Raw genomic sequence first — 20495 nt, 5'->3', positions numbered from 1 at the left:
AGGTTGGGCCCGGGGGCTTGGATCGAGCCGGTGCCACGACCAAGGCTAACAAACCACCCTGGTAAGTGATTCCTCCCGCGCGGGTTGACTTGAAAACAACCCTTCGAGCACACGGTCGGTCACCTCCCGGGGAGGCCCGCGCTCACTCCCTGAGCAGGTCGGGGACGCCCGCCGCGTCCGGCGCGTCCCGGTCTCCCGAGATCACCGTCAGCTGCTGGGTGGCCCGGGTCAGCGCCACGTAGAGCACCCGCAGCCCGGCCGGGGACTCGTCCGCGATCTCCGCGGGCGAGACGACCACCGTGGCGTCGTACTCCAGCCCCTTGGCCTCCAGGGAGCCCAGCGCCACCACCCGGTCGCCCAGGCCCGCCAGCCAGCGGGCGGCCTGCTCGCGCCGGTTCATGGCGACGACGACGCCGACCGTGCCGTCCACCCGGTCGAGCAGGCGCCGCGCCTCCTCCCGTACGGTCCCGGCCATCTCCGCCTTGTCCGCCACGGCCACGAAACGGGGCTCCACGCCGGTGGAGCGGACCGCGCGGGGCGACTCCTTGCCGGGCATGGCGAGGGCGAGGACCTTGGCGGCGAGATCGGCGATCTCGGCCGGGTTGCGGTAGTTCACGGTCAGCTCGAAGCGGCGGCGCGGACGGCTGCCGAGCGCCTCGTCCCGGGCCTCGGCGGCCTCGTCCGGCGTCGACCAGGACGACTGCGCCGGGTCGCCGACGACCGTCCAGGTGGCGTGCCGGCCGCGCCGGCCCACCATCCGCCACTGCATCGGGGTGAGGTCCTGCGCCTCGTCGACGATGACGTGCGCGTACTCGGTGCGCTCCGCCGCGAGCCGCTCGGCCCGCTCGCGCTGCGTCTCCTCGCGTACGGGCATCAGCTCCTCCAGGCCCGTCAGCTGGTCCAGCGGGTCGTACTCCCGCTTCCTGCGGGGCCGGGCCGGGGCGCCGAGGAGGGTGTGCAGCTCGTCGAGGAGGGCCACGTCGTGCACGGAGAGGCCGTCGCGGCGCAGGGACCGGGCGACGCGCCGGATCTCGCCCTGGTTGAGGACGCGGCGGGCCCAGCGGCTCAGGCGCTTCTCGTCGGCCATCGCCTCCAGGACCCGGCGGGGAGTCAGCTCGGGCCACCAGGCGTCGAGGAAGGCGAGGAAGGAGTCCTCGGTGGAGACGTCCTCGTCGAAGGAGGAGCGCAGCTCCGCCGCGAGTTCGGGGTCGCTGTGCCGACCGACGGCGCCGGACTTGGCGTACAGCGCGTCGAGCAGCAGCCGGCGGGCGCGGGGCCGCAGCAGGTTGACGGGCGCCGAGCCGCCGAGGACGTTGTGCCGGATCCGCTGGAGTTCGTCCGCCTCCAGTTCGAGGCGGCGGCCGAAGGCGACGACGCGCAGCCGGGTGGGGGTGGCGGCGGGGGCGGGGGCGGTGTCCTCCTCGTCCTCGCCGAACGAGAGCTGACCGGCCGGGTCCGCGGGCGCGGCCTTCGGCGCCGGGGACTCCAGGGCGCCGCGGGCGGCCTTGCGCAGGACGGCGAGCATGCGGGAGGAGCCCTTGACGCGGGCGACGGCCGGTTCGTCGTAGACGGTGGCCTCCACGCCGTCGACCAGCGAGCCGAGCGCGCGGATCGCGACCTGGCCCTCCTCGCCGAGGGAGGGCAGCACGCCTTCGGTGTACGAGACGAGCAGCGGGGTCGGGGAGACGATGAGGATGCCGCCCGCGTACCGCCGCCGGTCCTGGTAGAGCAGGTAGGCCGCCCGGTGCAGGGCGACCGCCGTCTTGCCGGTGCCCGGACCGCCCTCGACGTACGTCACGGAGGCGGCGGGCGCGCGGATGACCAGGTCCTGTTCGGCCTGGATCGAGGAGACGATGTCGCGCATGGTGTGGCTGCGGGCCTGGCCGAGCGCGGCCATCAGGGCACCGTCGCCGATCACGGGCAGCTCGCGCCCGTCGAGGGTCGCCGTCAGCTCGGGGCGCATCAGGTCGTCCTCGACGCCGAGGACCTTGCGGCCCTTGGAGCGGATGACCCGGCGGCGCACCACCCGGCCGGGGTCGACCGGGGTGGAGCGGTAGAACGGGGCGGCGGCGGGCGCGCGCCAGTCGATGACCAGCGGGGCGTAGTCGGAGTCGAGGACGCCGATCCGGCCGATGTGGAGCGTCTCGCCGATCTCGGCGGTGTTGTCCGGCCGCACGGCGTCCTCGGCCGGTTCGACCGAGGTGTACGCGCCGTCCGGGCCCTTCTTGCCGTCCTTGCCGTACAGCAGGTCGATCCGGCCGAAGAGGAAGTCCTCGAACTCGTTGTTGAGCCGGTTGAGGTGGATGCCGGCCCGGAAGACCTGGGCGTCCCGCTCGGCCAGTGCGCCGGGCGTGCCGACCTGGCCGCGCTGGGCGGCGTCCTTCATCAGGAACTCCGCCTCGTGGATCTTCTCCTCGAGGCGGCGGTAGACCTGGTCCAGATGTTGCTGCTCGACGCCGATCTCGCGGTCCCGGACCGTGTCGACCACACCGACGGCTTCCTGCGCGGCCACCGAGGCCCCCTTCTGACGTGCACTGCCCCCGCCGTGGGGCAGCCGTCGAGCTTATGCCACTCGGGGGCCGAATGTCAGGCGTCCACCTCCACCAGGCGCTCGCCGTCGAAGGTGCGGACCTCGAAGTGGTCGATGTCGTCGCGGTCCATGGCGGCTCCGCCGTGGACGTAGAGCGGGTTCCTGGCCGCTTCGGTCGGGGCGCCGGGGATGCCGTAACCCCAGGTGGGCACGGCCCAGGAGGTGACGACCTCCTCCTCGCCGCCGGTGGAGACGGCGATGAGGCGGCACTTCAGCGGGCCCTTGACGTTCTTGAGCTCCAGCACGGTGTGCGTGCCCCAGCCCTTCTTCTCCATGCCGACCGTGGCGCTGACCTTGCTGGTCGGGTCGGTGGCCCGGACCTTCTCCTCCATGTGGTTGAAGAAGGCGTCCTCGGCGGGGCTGGTGGGGTGCGGTTCGACCGCGCGGTTCTCGCGGCTTCCCTCGGAGGTGGCGACCACGGCGACGGCGGGCCCGCCGACGACGAGCACGGCGGCGGCCGCGACGAGGAAGAAGGTGCGGCGGCGGGAGCGGGCCCGCTTGGCGCCGACCTCGTCCATGAGCCGGTCCAGGAGCGCGGGGGCGGGGGCCGCGTCGAGGCCGACCGGGACCGTCGGGACGGCGCGCGGCCCGGGGGGCGCGGGCGGGCGCGGCGCGAAGGCGTCGAAAGCCTCGTCGGCGTACGGGTCGGAGCCGGCCGGTCCGGCGTAGGGGTCGCGGTCGCCGTACGGGTCGGAGCCCGTCGGTCCCGGGCGGGGTGCGCCGGGGCGGGCGCCGGTGGGGGCGGTGGGCTGCGCGCCGGCGTCGGCCAGCATGGCCAGCATCGACTCCATCCCGGCGAACTCCTGCACGTGCGCGGCGCAGAGCCCGCACTCCGCCAGGTGGACCTCGAAGGCGGCGGTGTCGACGTCGTCCAGGATGCCGAGTACGTACGCACCCGCGGCGTCATGCGGCGGTGTCATGCCGATACCCCCCTCTCCTCCAGCGCGAGCTTCATCGAACGCAGTGCGTAGAACACCCGGGAGCGGACGGTTCCCGCGGGGATTCCGAGGGTTTCGGCCGCCTCGTTGACGGTACGCCCCTTGAAGTAGGTCTCGACCAATACTTCCCGGTGGGCAGGGGTCAAATCTTCGAGCGCGTCAGAGAGCGTCATCAGCCACAGCGCCTTGTCGATCTCGTCCTCCGCGGGCAGGACCTCGAGCGGTGCCGGGTCGACCTCCTGCGGCCGGGCCTGCCGGCTTCGGTGGCCGTCGATGACGATGCGCCGGGCGACCGTCACCAGCCAAGGTCGGACGGAGCCGGTCGCCCTGTTGAGCTGACCGGCGTTCTTCCAGGCACGGATGAGCGTCTCCTGTACGACGTCCTCGGCGCGCTGGCGGTCACCGGCGACGAGGCGCAATACGTAGGCGAGCAAAGGTCCGGCATGTTCGCGGTAGAGAGCACGCATCAACTCTTCGTCGGGGACGGAGGATCGAAGACGTGACACCTCGCTGCGATGCCGGGCCCGATGCGGACGGTCATCGGCCACGGCCGCATCCTTGCGCACCTGAACCTCCCGGTCGAGACCTTGTTTGTCGTCCAGGGGTACGGAACCGGAGCGGGTTCTTCTCAACGCGCGGCGAAGTTTCTCTCCACGGCAGGTGAAAGCCCGTCCGGTGAGGCCGAGTTGCGGCCACGACCGGGCCGGGTCAGCGGGCGTCGCGCCGCGTCAGCGTGTGACGAGATTCTTCGCGCGGGCGCGGGCGGCCCGGTGCCGGGCGACCCGTTCGCGGTTGCCGCACAGCTCGCTGGAGCACCAGCGGCGGCGGTGTCCGCGGGAGGTGTCGAGGTAGCAGCGGCGGCAGTCGTCGCCCTCGCACTGGCGCAGCAGGGCGCGGGCGACGGGGTCGGTGAGCAGGTCGACGGCGTCCCGGGCGACGGCGGCGAGCAGCGCCCGGCACTCCGGCTCTTGGCTCAACGCCCGGACGAGCAGCCCGGTCTCGGTGCGGACGGCGCGGGGCGCGGGCGGCGCGGAGGCGGCGGCGAGGCAGTTGAGCCGCTCCAGGGCGGGCCCGGGGCGCCGCCCTTCGAGCTGGGTGTGGACCAGGTCGTCCACGCAGTCGCGCAGTTCGCGGAACGGACCGAGCCAGTGCGGGTCCAGCGTGCTCAGCGGCGTGGCGGCCGGGACGAGCCCGGCGGCGTGCAGGAACCGGTCGAGCGTCTCGGGGCGGTCGAGCGGCTGGGCGGCGAGGTCCAGGCAGATCCGGCCGGAGTCGAACCGTACGGTCATGCCCCTGTCACCACCTTGCCGTCGAGAGCCGGTCCGGGCGCCCTCCCAGAGTGCCCACCCGCGCCGGGTCCCGCTAGAGGGTGTGGTGGCGATCAGGCCGGAGACCGCCCCGGGCCCGGGCCCTACCCGTCCTGCCCGTCCGCCTGAGTGCCGTCCGCCGCCGGATCCGCCGCCGGGTCCAGCGCCAGCCGGTAGCCGCGCTTGACCACCGTCTGGATCAGCTTCGGTACGCCGAGGGCGGTCCGCAGCCGGGCCATCGCGGTCTCCACCGCGTGTTCGTCGCGGCCCGCGCCCGGCAGGGCGCGCAGCAGGTCGGCGCGGGAGACGACCCAGCCGGGGCGCCGCGCCAGGGTGTCCAGGAGCGCCATCCCCGCGGGCGGCACCGGCCGCAGGGCGCCGTCGACGAGGACCGCCTGGCCGCGGATCTCGACGCGGTGTCCGGCCACCGGCAGCGTGCGCGCCCGGGACGGCAGCTCCTGGCACAGCAGCTGCACCAGCGGCCCCAGCCGGAAGCGTTCGGGCTGGAGCGTCCCGACGCCGTGCCCCTGGAGCGGCAGGGCTGTCACCGGGCCCACGCAGACGGCGAGGACGTCCTGCCGCAGCGCGGCGAGGAGCTCCGGCAGCACCCCGCGGTCCTCCGCCCGGGTCAGCAGCGAGGCGGCGGCCGGCGCGCTGGTGAAGGTCACCGCGTCCAGGGCGCCGTTCAGCACGCCGTCCAGCAGCCGGTCCAGCGGCCCGATGTCCTCCGGCGGCATCCACCGGTAGACGGGGACGCCGACGACCTCCGCGCCGCCCGCCGTCAGGGCCTCCACGAACCCGGGCAGCGGCTCCCCGTGCAGCTGGAGCGCGATCCGCCGCCCGGCCACGCCCTCGTCCAGGAGCCGGTCGAGGACCTCGGCCATGGACTCGGACGACGGCGACCACGACTCGGTCAGGCCCGCGGCGCGCACCGCGCCCTTGACCTTGGGCCCGCGGGCCAGGACCTCGACGCCCCGCAGCCGGGCGAGGAGTTCGTCGCCGTACCCCCAGCCGTCCGCCGCCTCCACCCACCCCCGGAAGCCGATCGCCGTGGTGGCGACGACCACGTCGGGCGCGTGGTCGATGATCTCCTTGGTGGCCGCGAGGAGTTCGGTGTCGTCGGCGAGCGGCACGATCCTCAGTGCGGGGCCGTGGACGACGGCGGCGCCACGGCGGCGGAGGAGCGCGCTCAGCTCGTCCGCGCGCCGCGCCGCCGTGACCCCGACGGTGAACCCCGCGAGGGGACCCTGCTCATGCTCGTACATGACGACCGAGCCTGACGGTGATCCGTGACAGACTCGGTTCGCCCGTATTTCTTGGCCGTTACGGACCACTCCCGATCACACCTCGGCGTAACCGAGCCGCGGGTTCCTCTCCTCCGCCGCCTCCGCCGTGTCCGGTACGGCGGGGCGCCGGCGAAGGTATACCGCCCAGGTCACGGCGAGGGCCGCCGCGTAGAAGGCGAGGAAGGCCACGAAGGCCCAGGTGCCGGACCCCGTGGTCTGGAAGGACTGCCGGAAGGCGAGGTTGATCCCCAGCCCGCCGAGCGCCCCCACGGCCCCGATCAGACCCATCGCGGCCCCGGAGAGCCTGCGGCCGTACGCCTCGGCCTCCTCGCCCGCCAGGCCTTTGCGGTGCCCCTGGGCGAGGAAGATCGCGGGGATCATCTTGAAGGTGGAGCCGTTGCCGAGCCCGGAGAGGACGAAGAGGGCGATGAAGCCGACGAGGAAGACGGCGAGTGACTCGACGACGGAGGCGTAGATCACCACGGCGGTGGCGGCCGCCATGGCGACGAAGTTCCACAGGGTGATGCGGGCGCCGCCGTGCTTGTCGGCGAGGGAGCCTCCGACGGGCCGGATCAGCGAGCCGAGCAGCGGGCCGATGAAGGTGAGCGAGGCCGCCTGCAGCGGTGTACGGCCGAACTGGGTCTGGAGGACCAGGCCGAAGGCGAAGCTGTAGCCGATGAAGGAGCCGAAGGTGCCGATGTAGAGGAAGGCCATGATCCAGGTGTGCCGGGCCGCGAGGGCTTCCTTGACCGCGCCGGTGTCGTTGCGCACCGGCGCCAGGTTGTCCATGCAGAGGGCGGAGCACACGGCCGCGATCACGATGAGCGGGAGGTAGACGCCGAGGACGATCCGGGGGTGCAGGGCGCCGGCGGTGCCGATGACGAGCAGCCCGACGAGCTGGACGACGGGGACGCCGATGTTGCCGCCGCCCGCGTTGAGTCCGAGTGCCCAGCCCTTCTTCCGCAGCGGGAAGAAGGCGTTGATGTTGGTCATGGAGGAGGCGAAGTTGCCGCCGCCGACGCCGGTGAGGGCCGCCACCAGGACGAAGGTGCCGTAGGAGGTGCCCGGCTCCATCACGGCGAAGGCGAAGCCGGTGGGCAGCAGGAGCATCAGCGCGCTGAAGACGGTCCAGTTCCGGCCGCCGAAGCGGGCGACGGCGAAGGTGTACGGGATCCGGATGAGCGCGCCGACGAAGGTGGCGGTCGCGATCAGGAAGAACTTCCCGGCCGGGTCGATGCCGTACGCGGGGCCCATGAAGAGGACCATGACCGACCACAGGCTCCAGATGGAGAACCCGATGTGCTCGGAGAAGACGGAGTAGGCGAGATTGCGCCGGGCGATCCGCTCTCCCTGTTCGCGCCAGAAGGTCTCGTCCTCCGGCTCCCACCGTTCGATCCAGCGGCCGCCCATCACGTACCTCCACGGAGTCGGGTCCTGAGCGTCCAGATGCCCTGGACCTCTTTCCGGAGAGACTAGGGAGGCCTCGTTTCGGAGCGGTGGCGGGAGGTGACGGGGGCGGAACCTTGCTCTCACCCGCGGCGGGGCACGGATGTGAGCAGCTCGTCCTCCGGGAGCCAGGAGCCCGGCGGGCGGTCAAGCCAGCCCTCCCGCGCGCCGATCTCCGCCGCGGCCGCCCGCAGGGCGTCCAGACCCGGATGCCGCAGCCCTGTGCGCCACACCAGGCTCACGGGCGACAGCGGCACCGGATCGACGAGGGGGCGCAGCACGCTCCCCGGGAAGGGCGGGAAATCGACCACCACGAGGGCGGGGATGCCGAGCTTGGCCAGGATCCGGCGGAACTCCTCCTTCCCCACGGCTCTCGGGACGCGCGGTGCCACCGCGATGCCCCGGCCCTCGAAGAGCCGCGCGGCCAGATCGGTCCACTCCCGGGTGAGGTCGTTGCCCGCCGCCGCGTAGACGCTCTCGCCCGCCAGGGCGGCCAGCGGGACGGCCGCCAGGGCCGCGAGCGGGTGGTCCTCGGGGAGCAGGACGGCCATCGCCTCGTACCGTACGAACTGCGAGGAGAGGCCGGCCCGTTCGGTGGGGCCGAGCCCGCCGTAGCGGCCGAAGGAGACGTCGAGGCTCCCGGCGAGGATCTGGGCCGCGGCTCCCGCGAGGCCGCCTTCGTAGCGGGCCATCAGCTCCTGCTCGGGGGCGAGTTCGCGGGCCCGTTCCAGGACGCGGCTGTGGGAGAGGGCGGTGGTGTTGAGGTCGACGAGCAGCGGCCGGTCCGCCGCCCGGAAGGCGTCGGCGAGCGCGTCGCAGGCCGCCAGCACCGCGCGCGCGTGCGGCAGGAGCCGCTCCCCCTCCGCGGTGAGCGCGACCCTGCGGGTGGTACGGACGAACAGCTCGGCGCCGAGACCCCGTTCCAGCCGCCGGATGTCGCGGCTGAGCGCCTGCTGGGCGACGTAGAGGCGGGCGGCGGCGCGGGTGAAGTGGAGTTCGTCGGCGACGGCGACGAAGGCGCGCAGCAGCCGCGGCTCGACGTCGTGGCCGTAGCCGGACGGAGCGGGGACGGGAACCGCGGAAGACACCGGAGGAGCGACCGCGGACGGAGCATGGGAGGCGACCGGGGACGGAGCCTGGGAAGCGACCGCGGGCGGAGCATGGGAGGCGACCGCGGGCGGAGCCTGGGAAGCGACCGCGGGCGGAGCCTGGGAGGCGACCGGAGGAGCGACCGCGGACGGAGTCTGGGGAGGGACCGGGGAAGGAGCCACGCCGCATTCAACAACGCCGGCGCGTGAATGGCCACCGACCAGGTGTTGGACCGCCCGGGACCCGGGCCCCGAGGCTGGTCCCATGCCGCTCGACCTCATGCTCACCCCGTCCGGTCCCGCTCTCGCACCGCGCTACCGCGACCCCCACCCGCCCGCCGGTCCCCACCGGCCCCACCCGCACGGCCGGCTCCGTCACCCCCGTCCCGGCGGCGCGCCCAGCCCGTCCCGCCGCTCGGCCAACCCCTACGTCCGTCTCTTCGCGACCCCCGGCGCCCGCGCCTTCACCCTCGGCAATCTGATCGCCCGCCTGCCGATGGGGATGTTCGGCGTCAGCGCGGTGATCATGATCGCCGGGTCGTACGGCTCGTACGCGCTCGCCGGCGCGGTCACCGCCACGGGCCTGGCCGCCACCGCCCTCGTCGCGCCCTGGACGGCCCGGCTGGTGGACCGGTACGGCCAGGCCCGGGTCGCCGTCCCCGCGACGGCGCTGGCGACCCTCGGCTCGCTCGCGCTGCTGCTGTGCGTACATCACCAGGCGCCGGCGTGGACCCTCTTCGCGGCGTACGCGGCGACCGCCACCACCCCCAACACGGGCGGCATGTCCCGGGCCCGCTGGGCCCACCTCCACCGGGACGACCCGGCGGCCCTGCACACCGCGAACGCCTTCGAGCAGGCCGTGGACGAGCTGTGCTTCGTACTGGGTCCGGTCCTGGCCGCGTTCCTGTGCGCCGGTCTCTTCCCGGAGGCGGGGACCCTGGCCGGCGCGGTCCTCCTCCTCACCGGCGTCCTGGTCTTCACGACCCAGCGCGCCACGGAGCCACCCGCCACACCCCGCGCCCACGGCTCCGGCTCCCCGCTGCGCGCGCCCGGGATGGGCCCGCTGCTCGGCGTCTTCCTGGCCACCGGCGCGGTCTTCGGGGCGATGGAGGTGGTCACGCTGGCCCACGTGGACGGACCGCTCGCCGGGCCGGTGCTGGCGCTCCAGGCGGCCGGCTCGTGCGCGGCGGGCCTGGTCTACGGCCGCACGAGCCGCTCGGCCGGGCCGCGGACCTGCCTCGCCGCGATGGCCGTGCTGATGACGCTGCCCTTCCTGGGCGCCGTGACGGGCTCCCTGACCGCCCTGGCGGCCGGGCTGCTGGTGGCGGGGATGGCGACCGCGCCGACCCTGCTGACGGGGATGACCCTGGTCCAGCGCCTGACCCCGGCGGGGCGCCTGAACGAGGGGATGACCCTGGCGGTGACCGCCCTCCTCGGCGGCATCGCGGCCGGCTCGGCCTCCGGCGGCTGGACCGTCGAGCACGCCCCGGCGACGGCGTACGCCTTCCTGGTGCCCACCGCGGCGGCCGCCCTGGCGCTGGCCCTGTCCGTCCTCCTGCGCGTGGGCGCGGCCCCGGACATGACGAAGGCCCGGTGACCGTCGTGACGGTCACCGGGCCTTCGCCCACATGGGATGAGGTGTCCGGGCGGAGGACCGCTCGGACGCTCGGTGGAGATGGCGGGAATCGAACCCGCGTCCAACGGTGGCAAAACAGGGCTTCTCCGTGTGCAGTCCGCTAGGAGTTTCTCAGCCCCGGAGATCACGCGGACAAGTCTCCGACGGGCTCAGTCACTGTTTGATTTCCCTCAGGCCCCCGTGACCGGGGCTAGAGGTTTAGATCCCTAGATGACGCCAGGATCCGGGTCGGGACCATCCCCGGGCTGACGCTCCTCACAGAGGCTTCTGTTCGTTACCTAAAAATTAGGCAGCGAGGGCGAAGCGGGAGTTATCGCTCTTGGAGTTGGCGATTATTGGTTGCGACATATGGTTTACGAGATCATTGCCGCTTCCTCGACACGCTTCCCCTGATTCGGCATCCGCTGTCGAAACCGATCATCCCCATGTTGATTTTTCAAAGACGCACCCGCTGTGAGGTGCGAGGCCCATCGTACGGGAACAACGGGCGCCGTTGCCAGCGCATTACCGTGGACCCGGGGCGGGTCAGGCCTCGGCGGCCCGCTGGCGCCGCTTCGCCGCCGCGATCGCACGGCTGGTCTCCCGCGTGTCCTGCTTCTCGCGGAGCGTCTGCCGCTTGTCGAACTCCTTCTTGCCCTTGGCGAGCGCGATCTCGACCTTGACCCGGCCGTTGAGGAAGTACAGCGCGAGGGGCACGATCGTGTGACCCGTCTCCTGTGCCTTCGACTCCAGCTTGTCGATCTCCTCGCGGTGCAGCAGCAGCTTGCGCTTCCGCTTCGCCGCGTGGTTGGTCCAGCTGCCCTGGAAGTACTCGGGCACGTGGATGTTGTGCAGCCACGCCTCGTGGCCGTCGATCTGGACGAAGCCGTCGACGAGCGAGGCCCGGCCCATCCGCAGCGACTTCACCTCGGTGCCCATGAGCACCACACCGCACTCGTACGTGTCGATGATGTGGTAGTCGTGCCGCGCCTTCTTGTTCTGCGCGATGATCTTGCGCTCAGGACCCTTGTCGGCGTCCTTCTTCTTGGCAGGCTTGCCCTGCACGTTCACGAGTCCCTTTGCCATAGTGCGGCCATTTTCGCACTACGACCCCCCTCCGAGGCCACTCAATACCGTCCTCGCCCGCTCCTCGGCCCGCTCGCCGACCGCCAGGTCCGGGGTGATGCCCCGGCCGTCGACACCGTGGCCGGCCGGGGTGCGGTAGTGGCCGACGGTCAGCTCGGCGACGGACCCGTCCGGCAGGGTGCTGGGCATCTGCACCGCGCCCTTGCCGAAGGTGCGCGAGCCGACGGTGACCGCCCGGCCGCGGTCCTTCAGCGCGCCGGTGAGCAGCTCGGCGGCGCTCATGGTGCCGCCGTCGATCAGCGCGACCACGGGCCGCGCGGTGTCCCCGCCGTTCTGCGCGTACACCGCGCGCTGCTCCCCGTCGACGTCGTACGTGGCGACCAGGCCGCCGTCGAGGAAGGCGGAGGCGGCGACGGCGGCCTCGGAGACCAGACCGCCGGCGTTGCCGCGCAGGTCGAGCAGGATCCCGGCGCCGGCCGGGGCGCGCCGCACCGCGTTCCGTACCCGCTCGCCCGTGCCCTTGGTGAAGGCGACCACCTTGATCAGCACGGTCCCGTCGTCGAGGCGGCGCACGGTGACGTCCTCGCCGGCGAGCCTGGCCCTGCGGAGGGTCTCGGTCCAGGCGGAGCGGCCGCGTTCGACGCCGAGGGCGACGGCGGATCCTGGGACGCCGGCGCCGCGCAGCAGCGAGACGACCTCGGAGACCGGAAGGCCGCCGACGGGACGCCCGTCGAGGGTGACGAGACGGTCGCCCGGCCGCAACCCGGCCCGGGCGGCGGGCCCGCCGGGGTGGACGCGGCTGATCTCCACGCGTCCCTCCCCCGCCTTGCGGGCGGAGAGGCCCACACCGGTGTACGAGCCGTCGAGGGCCTGCTCGAACTCCTCGTACTCCGCCGGGCCGTACACCGCGCCCCAGCGGTCGCCGCTGCGGCTGACGAACTCCTCGGCGGCCTGCTTGCCGGACTTGCCGTCGGCCATCGCCTCGGCGGCCACCCGGTTGAGGGCGCCCCGGTCGACGGTCTCCCGCGCGGGGGCGACCCCGGCGGGCTTCGCGGCCTCCGGCGCCTGCCGGGGCAGCGCGCCGGTGACGGCGGCGGTGGCGAGCACTCCGGCGAAGACGAACGTCAAAGCGGCCCCACGGAGCGCTCCGCGGGGCCGGAGACAGTGGTCGGGACGGAGCCCGGGGCCGACCGGCATGTCGCCCACTCTAGGACAAGCGAAAGGCGCCGTACGGTGGTTGACCGTACGGCGCCCGGGGCACTCAGGCGGCTCTTCTCACACCTTGAGGTACTTGCGCAGCGCCACGAAGGCCGCAAGGGCCGGCATCAGCAGGCCGATCGCGATGACGAGCGGCAGCTTGGCGAGGACGGCGTCCCAGCCGATGAAGTTGACGAGCTGCATCTTGTCGGCGAGGGCGATGCCGTGGTCGATGAGGAAGTACCGGCCGACCAGCAGCATGATGCAGGCGACGGCGCCGCCCAGGAGGCCGGCGAACGCGGCCTCCATGATGAACGGCATCTGGATGTAGAAGCTGGAGGCGCCGACCAGCCGCATGATGCCGGTCTCCCTGCGGCGGCTGAAGGCGGAGACGCGCACCGTGTTGACGATGAGCATCAGCGCGATGACCAGCATCAGCCCCATGACACCGAGCGCGGCGATGTTCATGCCGTTCATCAGGTCGAAGAGGTTCTGCAGGATGTTGCGCTGGTCCTGGACGGACTCCACCCCGTCCCGCCCGGCGAAGGCGGTGGCGACGACCTTGTACTTCTCCGGATCGTCCAGCTTGACCCGGAACGACTCCTGCATCTGGTCGGGCGTGATGACGGAGGCGATCGCCGTGTCGCTGTACTGCTCCTTGTAGTGCTTGAAGGCCTCGTCGGTCGACTCGTGGTGCACGGTCTCGACGATGTCCATCTTCTTCAGGTCGGCCTCGATCTGCTCCTTCTGCTGCGCGGTCACCGCACCCTTGGCGCACTTGGGGGAGGTGGCCGCGTCGTTCTTGTTGCAGAGGAAGATGGAGACGTTGACCTTGTCGTACCAGTAGTCCTTCATCGTGCTGACCTGCTCGCGCATGAGCAGCGCGCCGCCGAAGAGGGCGAGCGAGAGGGCCACGGAGACGATGACGGCGAAGGTCATCGTGAGATTGCGCCGGAGACCGACGCCGATCTCGGAGAGCACGAACTGAGCGCGCATGGTGATCTGTCCCCTACCTGCTCAGTGCTGGTATCCGTAGACGCCGCGCGCCTGGTCGCGGACGAGACGGCCCTTCTCGAGCTCGATGACGCGCTTGCGCATCTGGTCGACGATGTTCTGGTCGTGGGTCGCCATGACGACGGTGGTCCCTGTCCTGTTGATGCGGTCGAGCAGCTTCATGATGCCGACGGAGGTCTGCGGGTCGAGGTTGCCGGTGGGCTCGTCGGCGATCAGCAGCATGGGCCGGTTGACGAAGGCCCGGGCGATGGCGACGCGCTGCTGCTCACCGCCGGAGAGCTCGCCGGGCATCCGGTCCTCCTTGCCGCCGAGGCCCACCAGGTCGAGGACTTGGGGCACGGCCTTGCGGATCTCGCCGCGCGGCTTGCCGATGACCTCCTGGGCGAAGGCCACGTTCTCGGCCACGGTCTTGTTGGGCAGCAGCCGGAAGTCCTGGAAGACGGTTCCGAGCTGGCGCCGCATCTGGGGCACCTTCCAGTTGGACAGCCGGGCGAGGTCCTTGCCGAGGACGTGCACCTGGCCGTGGCTGCAGCGCTCCTCGCGCAGGATCAGCCGGAGGAAAGTCGACTTTCCGGAGCCGGAGGAACCGACGAGGAAGACGAACTCCCCCTTCTCGATCTCCAGGGATACATCCCGGAGCGCGGGGCGGTTCTGCTTCGGATAGGACTTGGAGACGTTGTCGAATCGGATCACGGATGCACCACGGTCGGCCGGGAGTAGGTGTGCGCGACCTTACGCGACCCGGGATGGCCCGCGCAGTCGCGGTCCCGGCTTGTGCGGTATATCCTTTTCGCCCTTCCGGGCGGAACGCAGGCGATCCGGGTGCAATCCGACGGGGCGCGCCGAAACGCCTCGGAGCTGGCACAGTGGTAGGGGGAACGCACGGGTGCCGCTCGGCGTTGACCGTGGTGAGGATCCCCGTGCGGGAGAGGAGAGCGCATGACCTACGACCGACTGGTGTGCGCCAACTGCGCGGCCCCCGTCGCGGAGGGCCGCTGTCCCGTCTGCCGCGCGAACCGGGAGCGCATGGACCCGTCGACGGGTCTGACCCCGGGGATGCTGCTGGCACTGGTGATCGCCCTGGTGGCGATGGCGGCGCTGCTCGCGGCGCTGCAGACCGCGTAGCACTCCGCATACGAGCCGGACACGGGAGAGGGCCGGGGGTTCGCCCCCCGGCCCTCTTTCGTCACGCGTGCGGCCTCACGGCCCCACCGTTCCGCCCGATCCGCTCACACCGGCCGGATTCCGGCCGGTGCCCGGCGATCGATCCGCTCAGACGGCGGCCCGCCCGCCGCCGACGAGGCGGGGGAGCATCCGGAAGCCGATGCCACCGGCGATCATCGTCGCGGCGCCGATGATCAGGAACGAGGTCTCGGCGGCGCCGGTCTCCGCCAGCTCCTCCTTGGCCTTGCCCTGCTCGACCGGCTGCGAGCCGGCGTTGTTGGTGCCCGGGTTGTTGTCGACGCACTCGGCGCCGTCGAGGTCGACGGTGCAGGTGTTGCCGTCGCCACCGGTGGTGCCGCCGTCGGTGGAGCCGCCCGTGGAGCCGCCCGTGGAGGACGACGAACCACCGTTGCCGCTGGTGCCACCGGTCGTCGGCTGCTCGCCGCCGCCCGTGGTCGGCGTGCCGCCGTTGCCACCGGTGGTCGGCTGACCACCGTTGCCGCCCGTGGTCGGCGTGCCGCCGTTGCCACCGGTGGTCGGCTGACCGCCATTGCCACCGGTGGTCGGCTGCTCGCCACCACCGGTCGTCGGCTGACCGCCATTGCCGCCCGTGGTCGGCTGCTCGCCACCACCCGTGGTCGGCTGACCGCCATTGCCACCGGTGGTCGGCTGCTCGCCACCACCGGTCGTCGGCTGACCACCGTTGCCACCGGTCGTGGGCTGCTCGCCACCACCGGTCGTGGGCTGCTCACCGCCACCCGTGGTCGGCTGCTCACCGCCACCGGTCGTGGGCTGCTCACCGCCACCCGTGGTCGGCTGCTCGCCACCACCGGTCGTCGGCTCGCCGCCGCCACCGGTCGTCTCCTCGCAGACTCCGCCCACTTCCTCGCACGGGTCGTCGGAGTCGACCTGGACCGAGGCGCTGAGGCCGCCGATCTCGACTCCGACACCGACTGCCTGCGCGGCACCGGCCGCGGTCAGGGACGCACCGGCGACGACAACCGTCCCGGCGGCTATCCGCGCGAGGCGAACCCGCGTCTTCTTCGTCATATGCCTGCTACCCCCAGTAGCTCAATCTCGTCATGGGGCCGCGTTCGGGGCCACGGGCATCGGGAGCGGGATGATCACTCAACCGGTCCCCGTTCACACGCGCCCCAGAAATACGCATGCCGCGGGTCACCCTTGCGAGTTTCCGCATACGCGTCAAGGTCGTTGCGCGTGCGATGCCCGAAAGATCATCAGTTGACCGTCATGCGGGGATGCAACTGTGACGTAAACGCGGAACTTCCGCCTCTCCCAGGCCAGTTCTTATGTCGACAAAGCGGCTCGTCGGCATCGTTTCCGCTTGCGCCCGCGAATCGGCCGTACGCCGACGAAAGCACCGGGCCCCTCACGGCGGTGTGCGCGAGGGGCCCGGTGCGGTGAAAGTCGAAGGGGGTTACTTCTCCTGCTGCTTGCGCCAGCGGATGCCCGCCTCGAGGAAGCCGTCGATCTCGCCGTCCAGAACGGACTGCGGGTTGCCGACCTCGAAGTCCGTCCGGAGGTCCTTGACCATCTGGTACGGGTGCAGGACGTACGAACGCATCTGGTTGCCCCAGGAGCTGCCGCCGTCGCCCTTCAGGGCGTCCATCCTGGCGCGCTCCTCCTGGCGCTGACGCTCCAGCAGCTTGGCCTGGAGGACGTTCATGGCGCTCGCCTTGTTCTGGATCTGGGAGCGCTCGTTCTGGCAGGAGACCACGATGCCGGTCGGGAGGTGCGTGATGCGCACCGCCGAGTCGGTCGTGTTGACGCCCTGGCCGCCGGGGCCCGACGCGCGGTAGACGTCGACGCGCAGCTCGGACTCGTCGATCTCCACGTGGTCGGACGACTCCACGACCGGGAGGATCTCGACGCCCGCGAACGAGGTCTGGCGGCGGCCCTGGTTGTCGAAGGGCGAGATGCGCACCAGGCGGTGCGTGCCCTGCTCGACGGAGAGGGTGCCGTAGGCGTACGGCGCCTTGACGACGAAGGTGGTCGACTTGATGCCGGCCTCTTCGGCGTACGAGGTTTCGTAGACCTCCGTGCCGTAGCCGTGGCGCTCGGCCCAGCGCAGGTACATCCGCTGGAGCTGCTCGGCGAAGTCGGCGGCGTCCACGCCGCCGGCCTCGGCGCGGATGTTGACGAGCGCCTCGCGCTCGTCGTACTCGCCGGACAGGAGCGTACGGACTTCCATCTCGTCCAGCGCCTTGCGGACGGAGACCAGCTCGGTCTCGGCCTCGGCGCGGGTGTCGGCGTCGTCCATCTCCTCGGCGAGCTCGAAGAGCACCGCGAGGTCGTCGATCCGGCCGCGCAGGGCCTCCGCCTTGCGGACCTCGGCCTGGAGGTGCGAAAGCTTGCTGGTGATCTTCTGCGCCGCCTCCGGGTCGTCCCACAGGGACGGGGCCGCGGCCTGCTCTTCGAGCACGGCGATGTCGGCCCTCATCTGTGCGAGGTCCAGGACGGCCTCGATCGACCCCATGGTCGAGGAGAGGGACTTCAGCTCTTCTGATACATCGACGACTGCCACGCGTCCAGCGTAACGGCTCCCCACCGCTCCCCGACCCGCCGCCCGCCTCGGAACACCGCGACCCCGGCAGGATCGGCAGGGGCCCCTACGGGCTCGTGGAGGTCTTGGAGTCCTGGGGTGGGGCGTCGGAGTCGCCGGTGGTCGCCAGGTAGCCGCCGGCGGCCAGGGCGCCGGTGACCAGGACCGCGGCGATGGAGAGGGTGAGCCGGCGTTTGCGGGCCGCGCCCGCCTTGTGGCGGGCCGAGCCGGGCCGGCGGGCTCCCGCGGGGCGGGGGGCGCGGGCGGTGCCCAGCGGGCCGCCGGAGAGTTCGTCGGGGGCGGGCACGCGCATGGAGGTGTGCGTGTCGCGGTTGGAGTCGGGGGTGGCGCCCGGGACGAGCGGGACGGCGGCGCGGCGGGGGGCGGGCCCGCCGCTCGACGTGGACGTCCCGGAGCCCGTCGCGTACGGCTCCTCCTCCGGTTCGCCGGACGGCTCCGCGTCCGGCTCGTCCACGTCGAGCGGCGGGATGCCGGCGAGCAGCGGCAGGACGTCGCGCAGCCGGGCGCCCAGCTCCGAGGCGCGCAGCCGGGAGGCGGGGGCCTTCGCCAGGCACTGGACGATCAGCTGCCACAGCTCCTCGGGGATTCCGGGCAGCGGGACGACGGTCTCGGTGACGTGCCGTCGGAGCACGGCGCCGGGGTGGCCGCCGCCGAAGGGGGTGAACCCGGCGAGGAGTTCGTACAGCACGGTGGCGAGGGCGTAGATGTCGACGGCGGCGCGCGGCGGCAGGCCTTCGACGATCTCGGGGGCGAGGTAGTCGGGCGTGCCGATGATCCGGGTGGCCTTGGTGCGGCCCGGGGTGTCGATGAGCTTGGCGACGCCGAAGTCGGTGAGGAGCGCGGGATGGGCGCCGCCGGGGCCGAGCGGGCCCTCCATGTCGAGGAGGATGTTCTCCGGCTTGACGTCCCGGTGGACGACGCCGGCGGCGTGCGCGGCGGCGAGCCCGTCGGCGACGTCGGCGATGATCGAGACGGCCGCCTCGGGGGCGAGCCGCCGCTCGCGGTCGAGGCGGGTGCGGAGGTCGGTGCCGCGGACCAGGTCCATGACGAGCGCGAGGTCGTTGCCGTCGACGACGAGGTCGCGGACGGCGACCACGCGCGGGTGGTCGAGGCCGAGCAGGGCGGTGCGCTCCTGGACGAAGCGTCCGACGAGCTCCTGGTCGGAGGCCAGGTCCTCGCGCAGCAGCTTGATGGCGACGGGGCCCTCGGGGCCCTCGCCGAGCCACACCGTGCCGGCGCTGCCCCGCCCGAGGATCTGATGGGCTGTGTAGCGGCTGCCGATTTTCCGTGCCAAGACTGCTCCCTCAGCGGCTGGCGGTCGCGACAAAGTTACGCGTCCCCGGGCGCTGGTCGTCACTTCCGAGGGGAAATCACCCCTCGGAAGTCGATAAATCGGCAGTACTACTGTCCCGTACCGCCGGTAGTGGTCCCGCCGGTGGTCCCGGTGTCGGTGCTGCTGCCGAGGTCGGAGACCCAGGTGGAGACGGACGAGATCATGTCGCCGATCGCCTCCCAGTAGCCCTTGCCCTCGGCGACCCAGCTCTGGAGCGGGGTCAGCTCCCAGACGAGCCAGCCGGCGACGACGAACAGCACGATCGTGAACAGGCAGCCCTTGAGGCAGCCCAGGCCCGGGATCCGCATCGGGTTGGCGCTGCGCTGACGCGGCGGGCGGGGCTCGCGCGGAGCCGGCGCCTGCGGCGGGGGCTGCGGCGGCCGGTACTGCTGCTGCGGCCGCTGTTGCTGCTGCTGGGGCTGGGGCGCGTACTGCTGCTGCTGGGGCTGCGGGGCGTACTGCTGGGGCTGCTGCTGCCGCTGCGGCGGACGCTGCTGGTACTGCTGAGGCTGCTGCTGGTACTGCGGGGGCTGGGGCTGCTGTTGGGGCGCGTACGGCTGGGGCCGGCGCTGGGGGCGTCGGCGCAGCGGGTCCTCGCTCGGGTCCAGGTACTGCACCTGGGTCTGCTCGTTGCGGTCCCGCGCCGCGCGGAGCTGGCTCTGCCAGGGGTGCGGCTCGTCGCTCTGCGCTCCCTGCGGGGGCTGGGCGGGGACGGGCGGCAGGACCGTGGTCGGGTCGGCGCCGGCCCCCGGGCCGCCGGTCGGCATGACGCTGGTCGCGGCGGCGGGGTCGTACTGGTGGGCTCCGCCACTGGGCAGCACCTGGGTCGGGTCGGCCGCGCCGGGCGTCTCCGGGACGTGCGCGGGCGCCGGGTCGGGGCCGAGCAGGGCGCCGACGCCCTCGGCCGCCTCGATCTGCGCGGGCGCGGCGTGCACGCCGATGCCGGACGCGACCGTGCGCAGCGCGCGGGCCAGGTTCTCGGCGCTGGGCCGGCGGTCCGGGTTCTTGCTCAGGCAGCGCTCTATCACCGTCCACAGCGGGCCGGGGACGGTCGACGGGCGGTGCGGGTCCTCGCTGAGGTGCCGGTGCAGGACCTCCAGGGCCGTGCCGCCCGCGAACGGGGGCCGGCCGGTGACCAGCTCGTAGAGGAGGATGCCCGCGCCGTAGATGTCGACGGCGGAGGTCTGCGGGCGGCCCTCGGCGGACTCCGGCGCGACGTACGCGGGCGTGCCGACGAACTCGTGCGTCCGGGTCAGGCCCGGGGAGTCGGCGAGGCGGGCGATGCCGAAGTCGGTGAGCATCGGGTGCATCCCGCCGTCCCGCTCGGCGAGCAGGACGTTGGCGGGCTTGAGGTCGCGGTGGACGACGCCGTCGGCGTGGCTGGCGGCGAGGGCGTCGGCGATCTGCGCGGTGAGCAGGGCCGCGGCGACCGGGGTGAGCGGGCCGTTCTCGCGGATGTACCGGTGCAGGTCCGGGCCCTCGACGAGGTCCATGACCAGGGCGAGGACATCGCCCTCGACGACGAGGTCGCGGGTCCGCACGATGTTCGGGTGGGTGAGCCGGAGCAGCACGGACCGCTCGCGCAGGAAGCGCATCACGATGTCCGCGTCGTTGGCCAGCTCCTCCTTGAGGACCTTGATCGCCACGGTCTCTCCGGGCTGGCCCGGCACGGCGGCCTCGGCGCCCGCCGTCTCCCGCTGGCGGGCTCGCCAGACGGTGCCCGTGGCGCCGCGGCCGAGCGGCTCCTCGAGCAGGTACTTGCTGCCGATTGGCCGCACGTCACGCGCTCCCTGCTGATCGTGGTCCTGGACCCCCCGGAGTCCCTGTCATCTGTTGTGACCCGTCCG

17 protein-coding genes and 1 other RNA gene are annotated in these 20495 nt (G+C 72.5%); 2 read left to right on the top strand and 16 right to left on the bottom strand.

Annotation, left to right across the window (positions count from 1 at the left end; genetic code table 11):
• Window positions 1-142: 142 nt before the first annotated feature.
• From ACZ6RC_RS00240 to ACZ6RC_RS00210, 7 genes are all read right to left on the bottom strand, one after another.
• Window positions 143-2512, bottom strand: a complete 2370-nt coding sequence (locus tag ACZ6RC_RS00240) for a HelD family protein (protein ID WP_469578279.1) — start codon at window positions 2510-2512, stop codon at window positions 143-145.
• A gap of 74 nt (window positions 2513-2586) precedes the next feature.
• On the bottom strand, window positions 2587-3510 hold the full coding sequence (locus ACZ6RC_RS00235; RefSeq protein ID WP_469578276.1) for an RNA polymerase subunit sigma: 924 nt from the start codon (window positions 3508-3510) through the stop codon (window positions 2587-2589).
• Window positions 3507-4094: a sigma-70 family RNA polymerase sigma factor gene (locus tag ACZ6RC_RS00230; protein ID WP_391146402.1), complete on the bottom strand. Its 588-nt coding sequence runs from the start codon at window positions 4092-4094 to the stop codon at window positions 3507-3509. The genes ACZ6RC_RS00235 and ACZ6RC_RS00230 overlap by 4 nt, the downstream gene beginning before the upstream one ends.
• Window positions 4095-4256: 162 nt before the next feature.
• On the bottom strand, window positions 4257-4817 hold the full coding sequence (locus ACZ6RC_RS00225; RefSeq protein ID WP_469578273.1) for a CGNR zinc finger domain-containing protein: 561 nt from the start codon (window positions 4815-4817) through the stop codon (window positions 4257-4259).
• A gap of 122 nt (window positions 4818-4939) precedes the next feature.
• The gene (locus tag ACZ6RC_RS00220; RefSeq protein ID WP_469578270.1) at window positions 4940-6100 is read right to left on the bottom strand and encodes a uroporphyrinogen-III synthase; all 1161 of its coding nucleotides are present in this window, start codon (window positions 6098-6100) and stop codon (window positions 4940-4942) included.
• Between the two features lie 75 nt (window positions 6101-6175).
• Window positions 6176-7531: a nitrate/nitrite transporter gene (locus ACZ6RC_RS00215; protein WP_469578267.1), complete on the bottom strand. Its 1356-nt coding sequence runs from the start codon at window positions 7529-7531 to the stop codon at window positions 6176-6178.
• A 119-nt stretch (window positions 7532-7650) separates the two neighbouring features.
• Entirely contained in the window at window positions 7651-8655 is a 1005-nt protein-coding gene (locus ACZ6RC_RS00210; protein WP_469578265.1) for a LysR family transcriptional regulator, read from the bottom strand.
• Window positions 8656-8920: 265 nt separating this feature from the next.
• Here ACZ6RC_RS00210 and ACZ6RC_RS00205 point away from each other — a divergent pair, with 265 nt between their 5' ends.
• Window positions 8921-10252 (top strand): MFS transporter, encoded by a 1332-nt coding sequence (locus ACZ6RC_RS00205; protein ID WP_469578262.1) that lies wholly within the window; start codon window positions 8921-8923, stop codon window positions 10250-10252.
• 70 nt (window positions 10253-10322) lie between these two features.
• Here ACZ6RC_RS00205 and ssrA read toward each other — a convergent pair.
• From ssrA to ftsE, 5 genes are all read right to left on the bottom strand, one after another.
• Window positions 10323-10716: a transfer-messenger RNA gene (gene ssrA, locus ACZ6RC_RS00200) on the bottom strand.
• 100 nt (window positions 10717-10816) lie between these two features.
• Window positions 10817-11356 carry an SsrA-binding protein SmpB gene (gene smpB, locus ACZ6RC_RS00195; RefSeq protein ID WP_391146420.1) on the bottom strand — a complete coding sequence of 180 codons (540 nt, stop codon included), beginning with the start codon at window positions 11354-11356 and terminating at the stop codon, window positions 10817-10819.
• Window positions 11357-11374: 18 nt separating this feature from the next.
• The gene (locus tag ACZ6RC_RS00190) at window positions 11375-12553 is read right to left on the bottom strand and encodes a S41 family peptidase (protein WP_469578260.1); all 1179 of its coding nucleotides are present in this window, start codon (window positions 12551-12553) and stop codon (window positions 11375-11377) included.
• 78 nt (window positions 12554-12631) lie between these two features.
• Window positions 12632-13549 (bottom strand): permease-like cell division protein FtsX, encoded by a 918-nt coding sequence (ftsX, locus tag ACZ6RC_RS00185; RefSeq protein ID WP_391146426.1) that lies wholly within the window; start codon window positions 13547-13549, stop codon window positions 12632-12634.
• Window positions 13550-13570: 21 nt separating this feature from the next.
• A complete protein-coding gene (gene ftsE / locus ACZ6RC_RS00180) occupies window positions 13571-14260 on the bottom strand; it encodes a cell division ATP-binding protein FtsE (protein ID WP_260229593.1) in 690 nt (229 codons plus the stop codon).
• Window positions 14261-14506: 246 nt separating this feature from the next.
• On the opposite strand from ftsE, the gene ACZ6RC_RS00175 reads away from it, so the two are divergent.
• On the top strand, window positions 14507-14692 hold the full coding sequence (locus ACZ6RC_RS00175) for a hypothetical protein (RefSeq protein ID WP_365715394.1): 186 nt from the start codon (window positions 14507-14509) through the stop codon (window positions 14690-14692).
• A gap of 147 nt (window positions 14693-14839) precedes the next feature.
• Here ACZ6RC_RS00175 and ACZ6RC_RS00170 read toward each other — a convergent pair whose 3' ends face one another.
• From ACZ6RC_RS00170 to ACZ6RC_RS00155, 4 genes are all read right to left on the bottom strand, one after another.
• Entirely contained in the window at window positions 14840-15781 is a 942-nt protein-coding gene (locus tag ACZ6RC_RS00170) for a hypothetical protein (protein ID WP_469578256.1), read from the bottom strand.
• Between the two features lie 388 nt (window positions 15782-16169).
• Complete coding sequence (gene prfB, locus ACZ6RC_RS00165; RefSeq protein WP_469578254.1) at window positions 16170-17276, bottom strand: peptide chain release factor 2; 1107 nt, start codon at window positions 17274-17276, stop codon at window positions 16170-16172.
• 85 nt (window positions 17277-17361) lie between these two features.
• Window positions 17362-18609: a serine/threonine-protein kinase gene (locus ACZ6RC_RS00160; RefSeq protein WP_469578251.1), complete on the bottom strand. Its 1248-nt coding sequence runs from the start codon at window positions 18607-18609 to the stop codon at window positions 17362-17364.
• Window positions 18610-18716: 107 nt separating this feature from the next.
• On the bottom strand, window positions 18717-20426 hold the full coding sequence (locus ACZ6RC_RS00155) for a serine/threonine-protein kinase (protein ID WP_469578249.1): 1710 nt from the start codon (window positions 20424-20426) through the stop codon (window positions 18717-18719).
• Window positions 20427-20495 lie beyond the last annotated feature (69 nt).

Source organism: Streptomyces sp. NPDC048353, assembly GCF_055587165.1.
The sequence above is the reverse complement of the archived record's forward strand: the minus strand, read 5'-3'. Positions and strand labels throughout refer to the sequence as shown.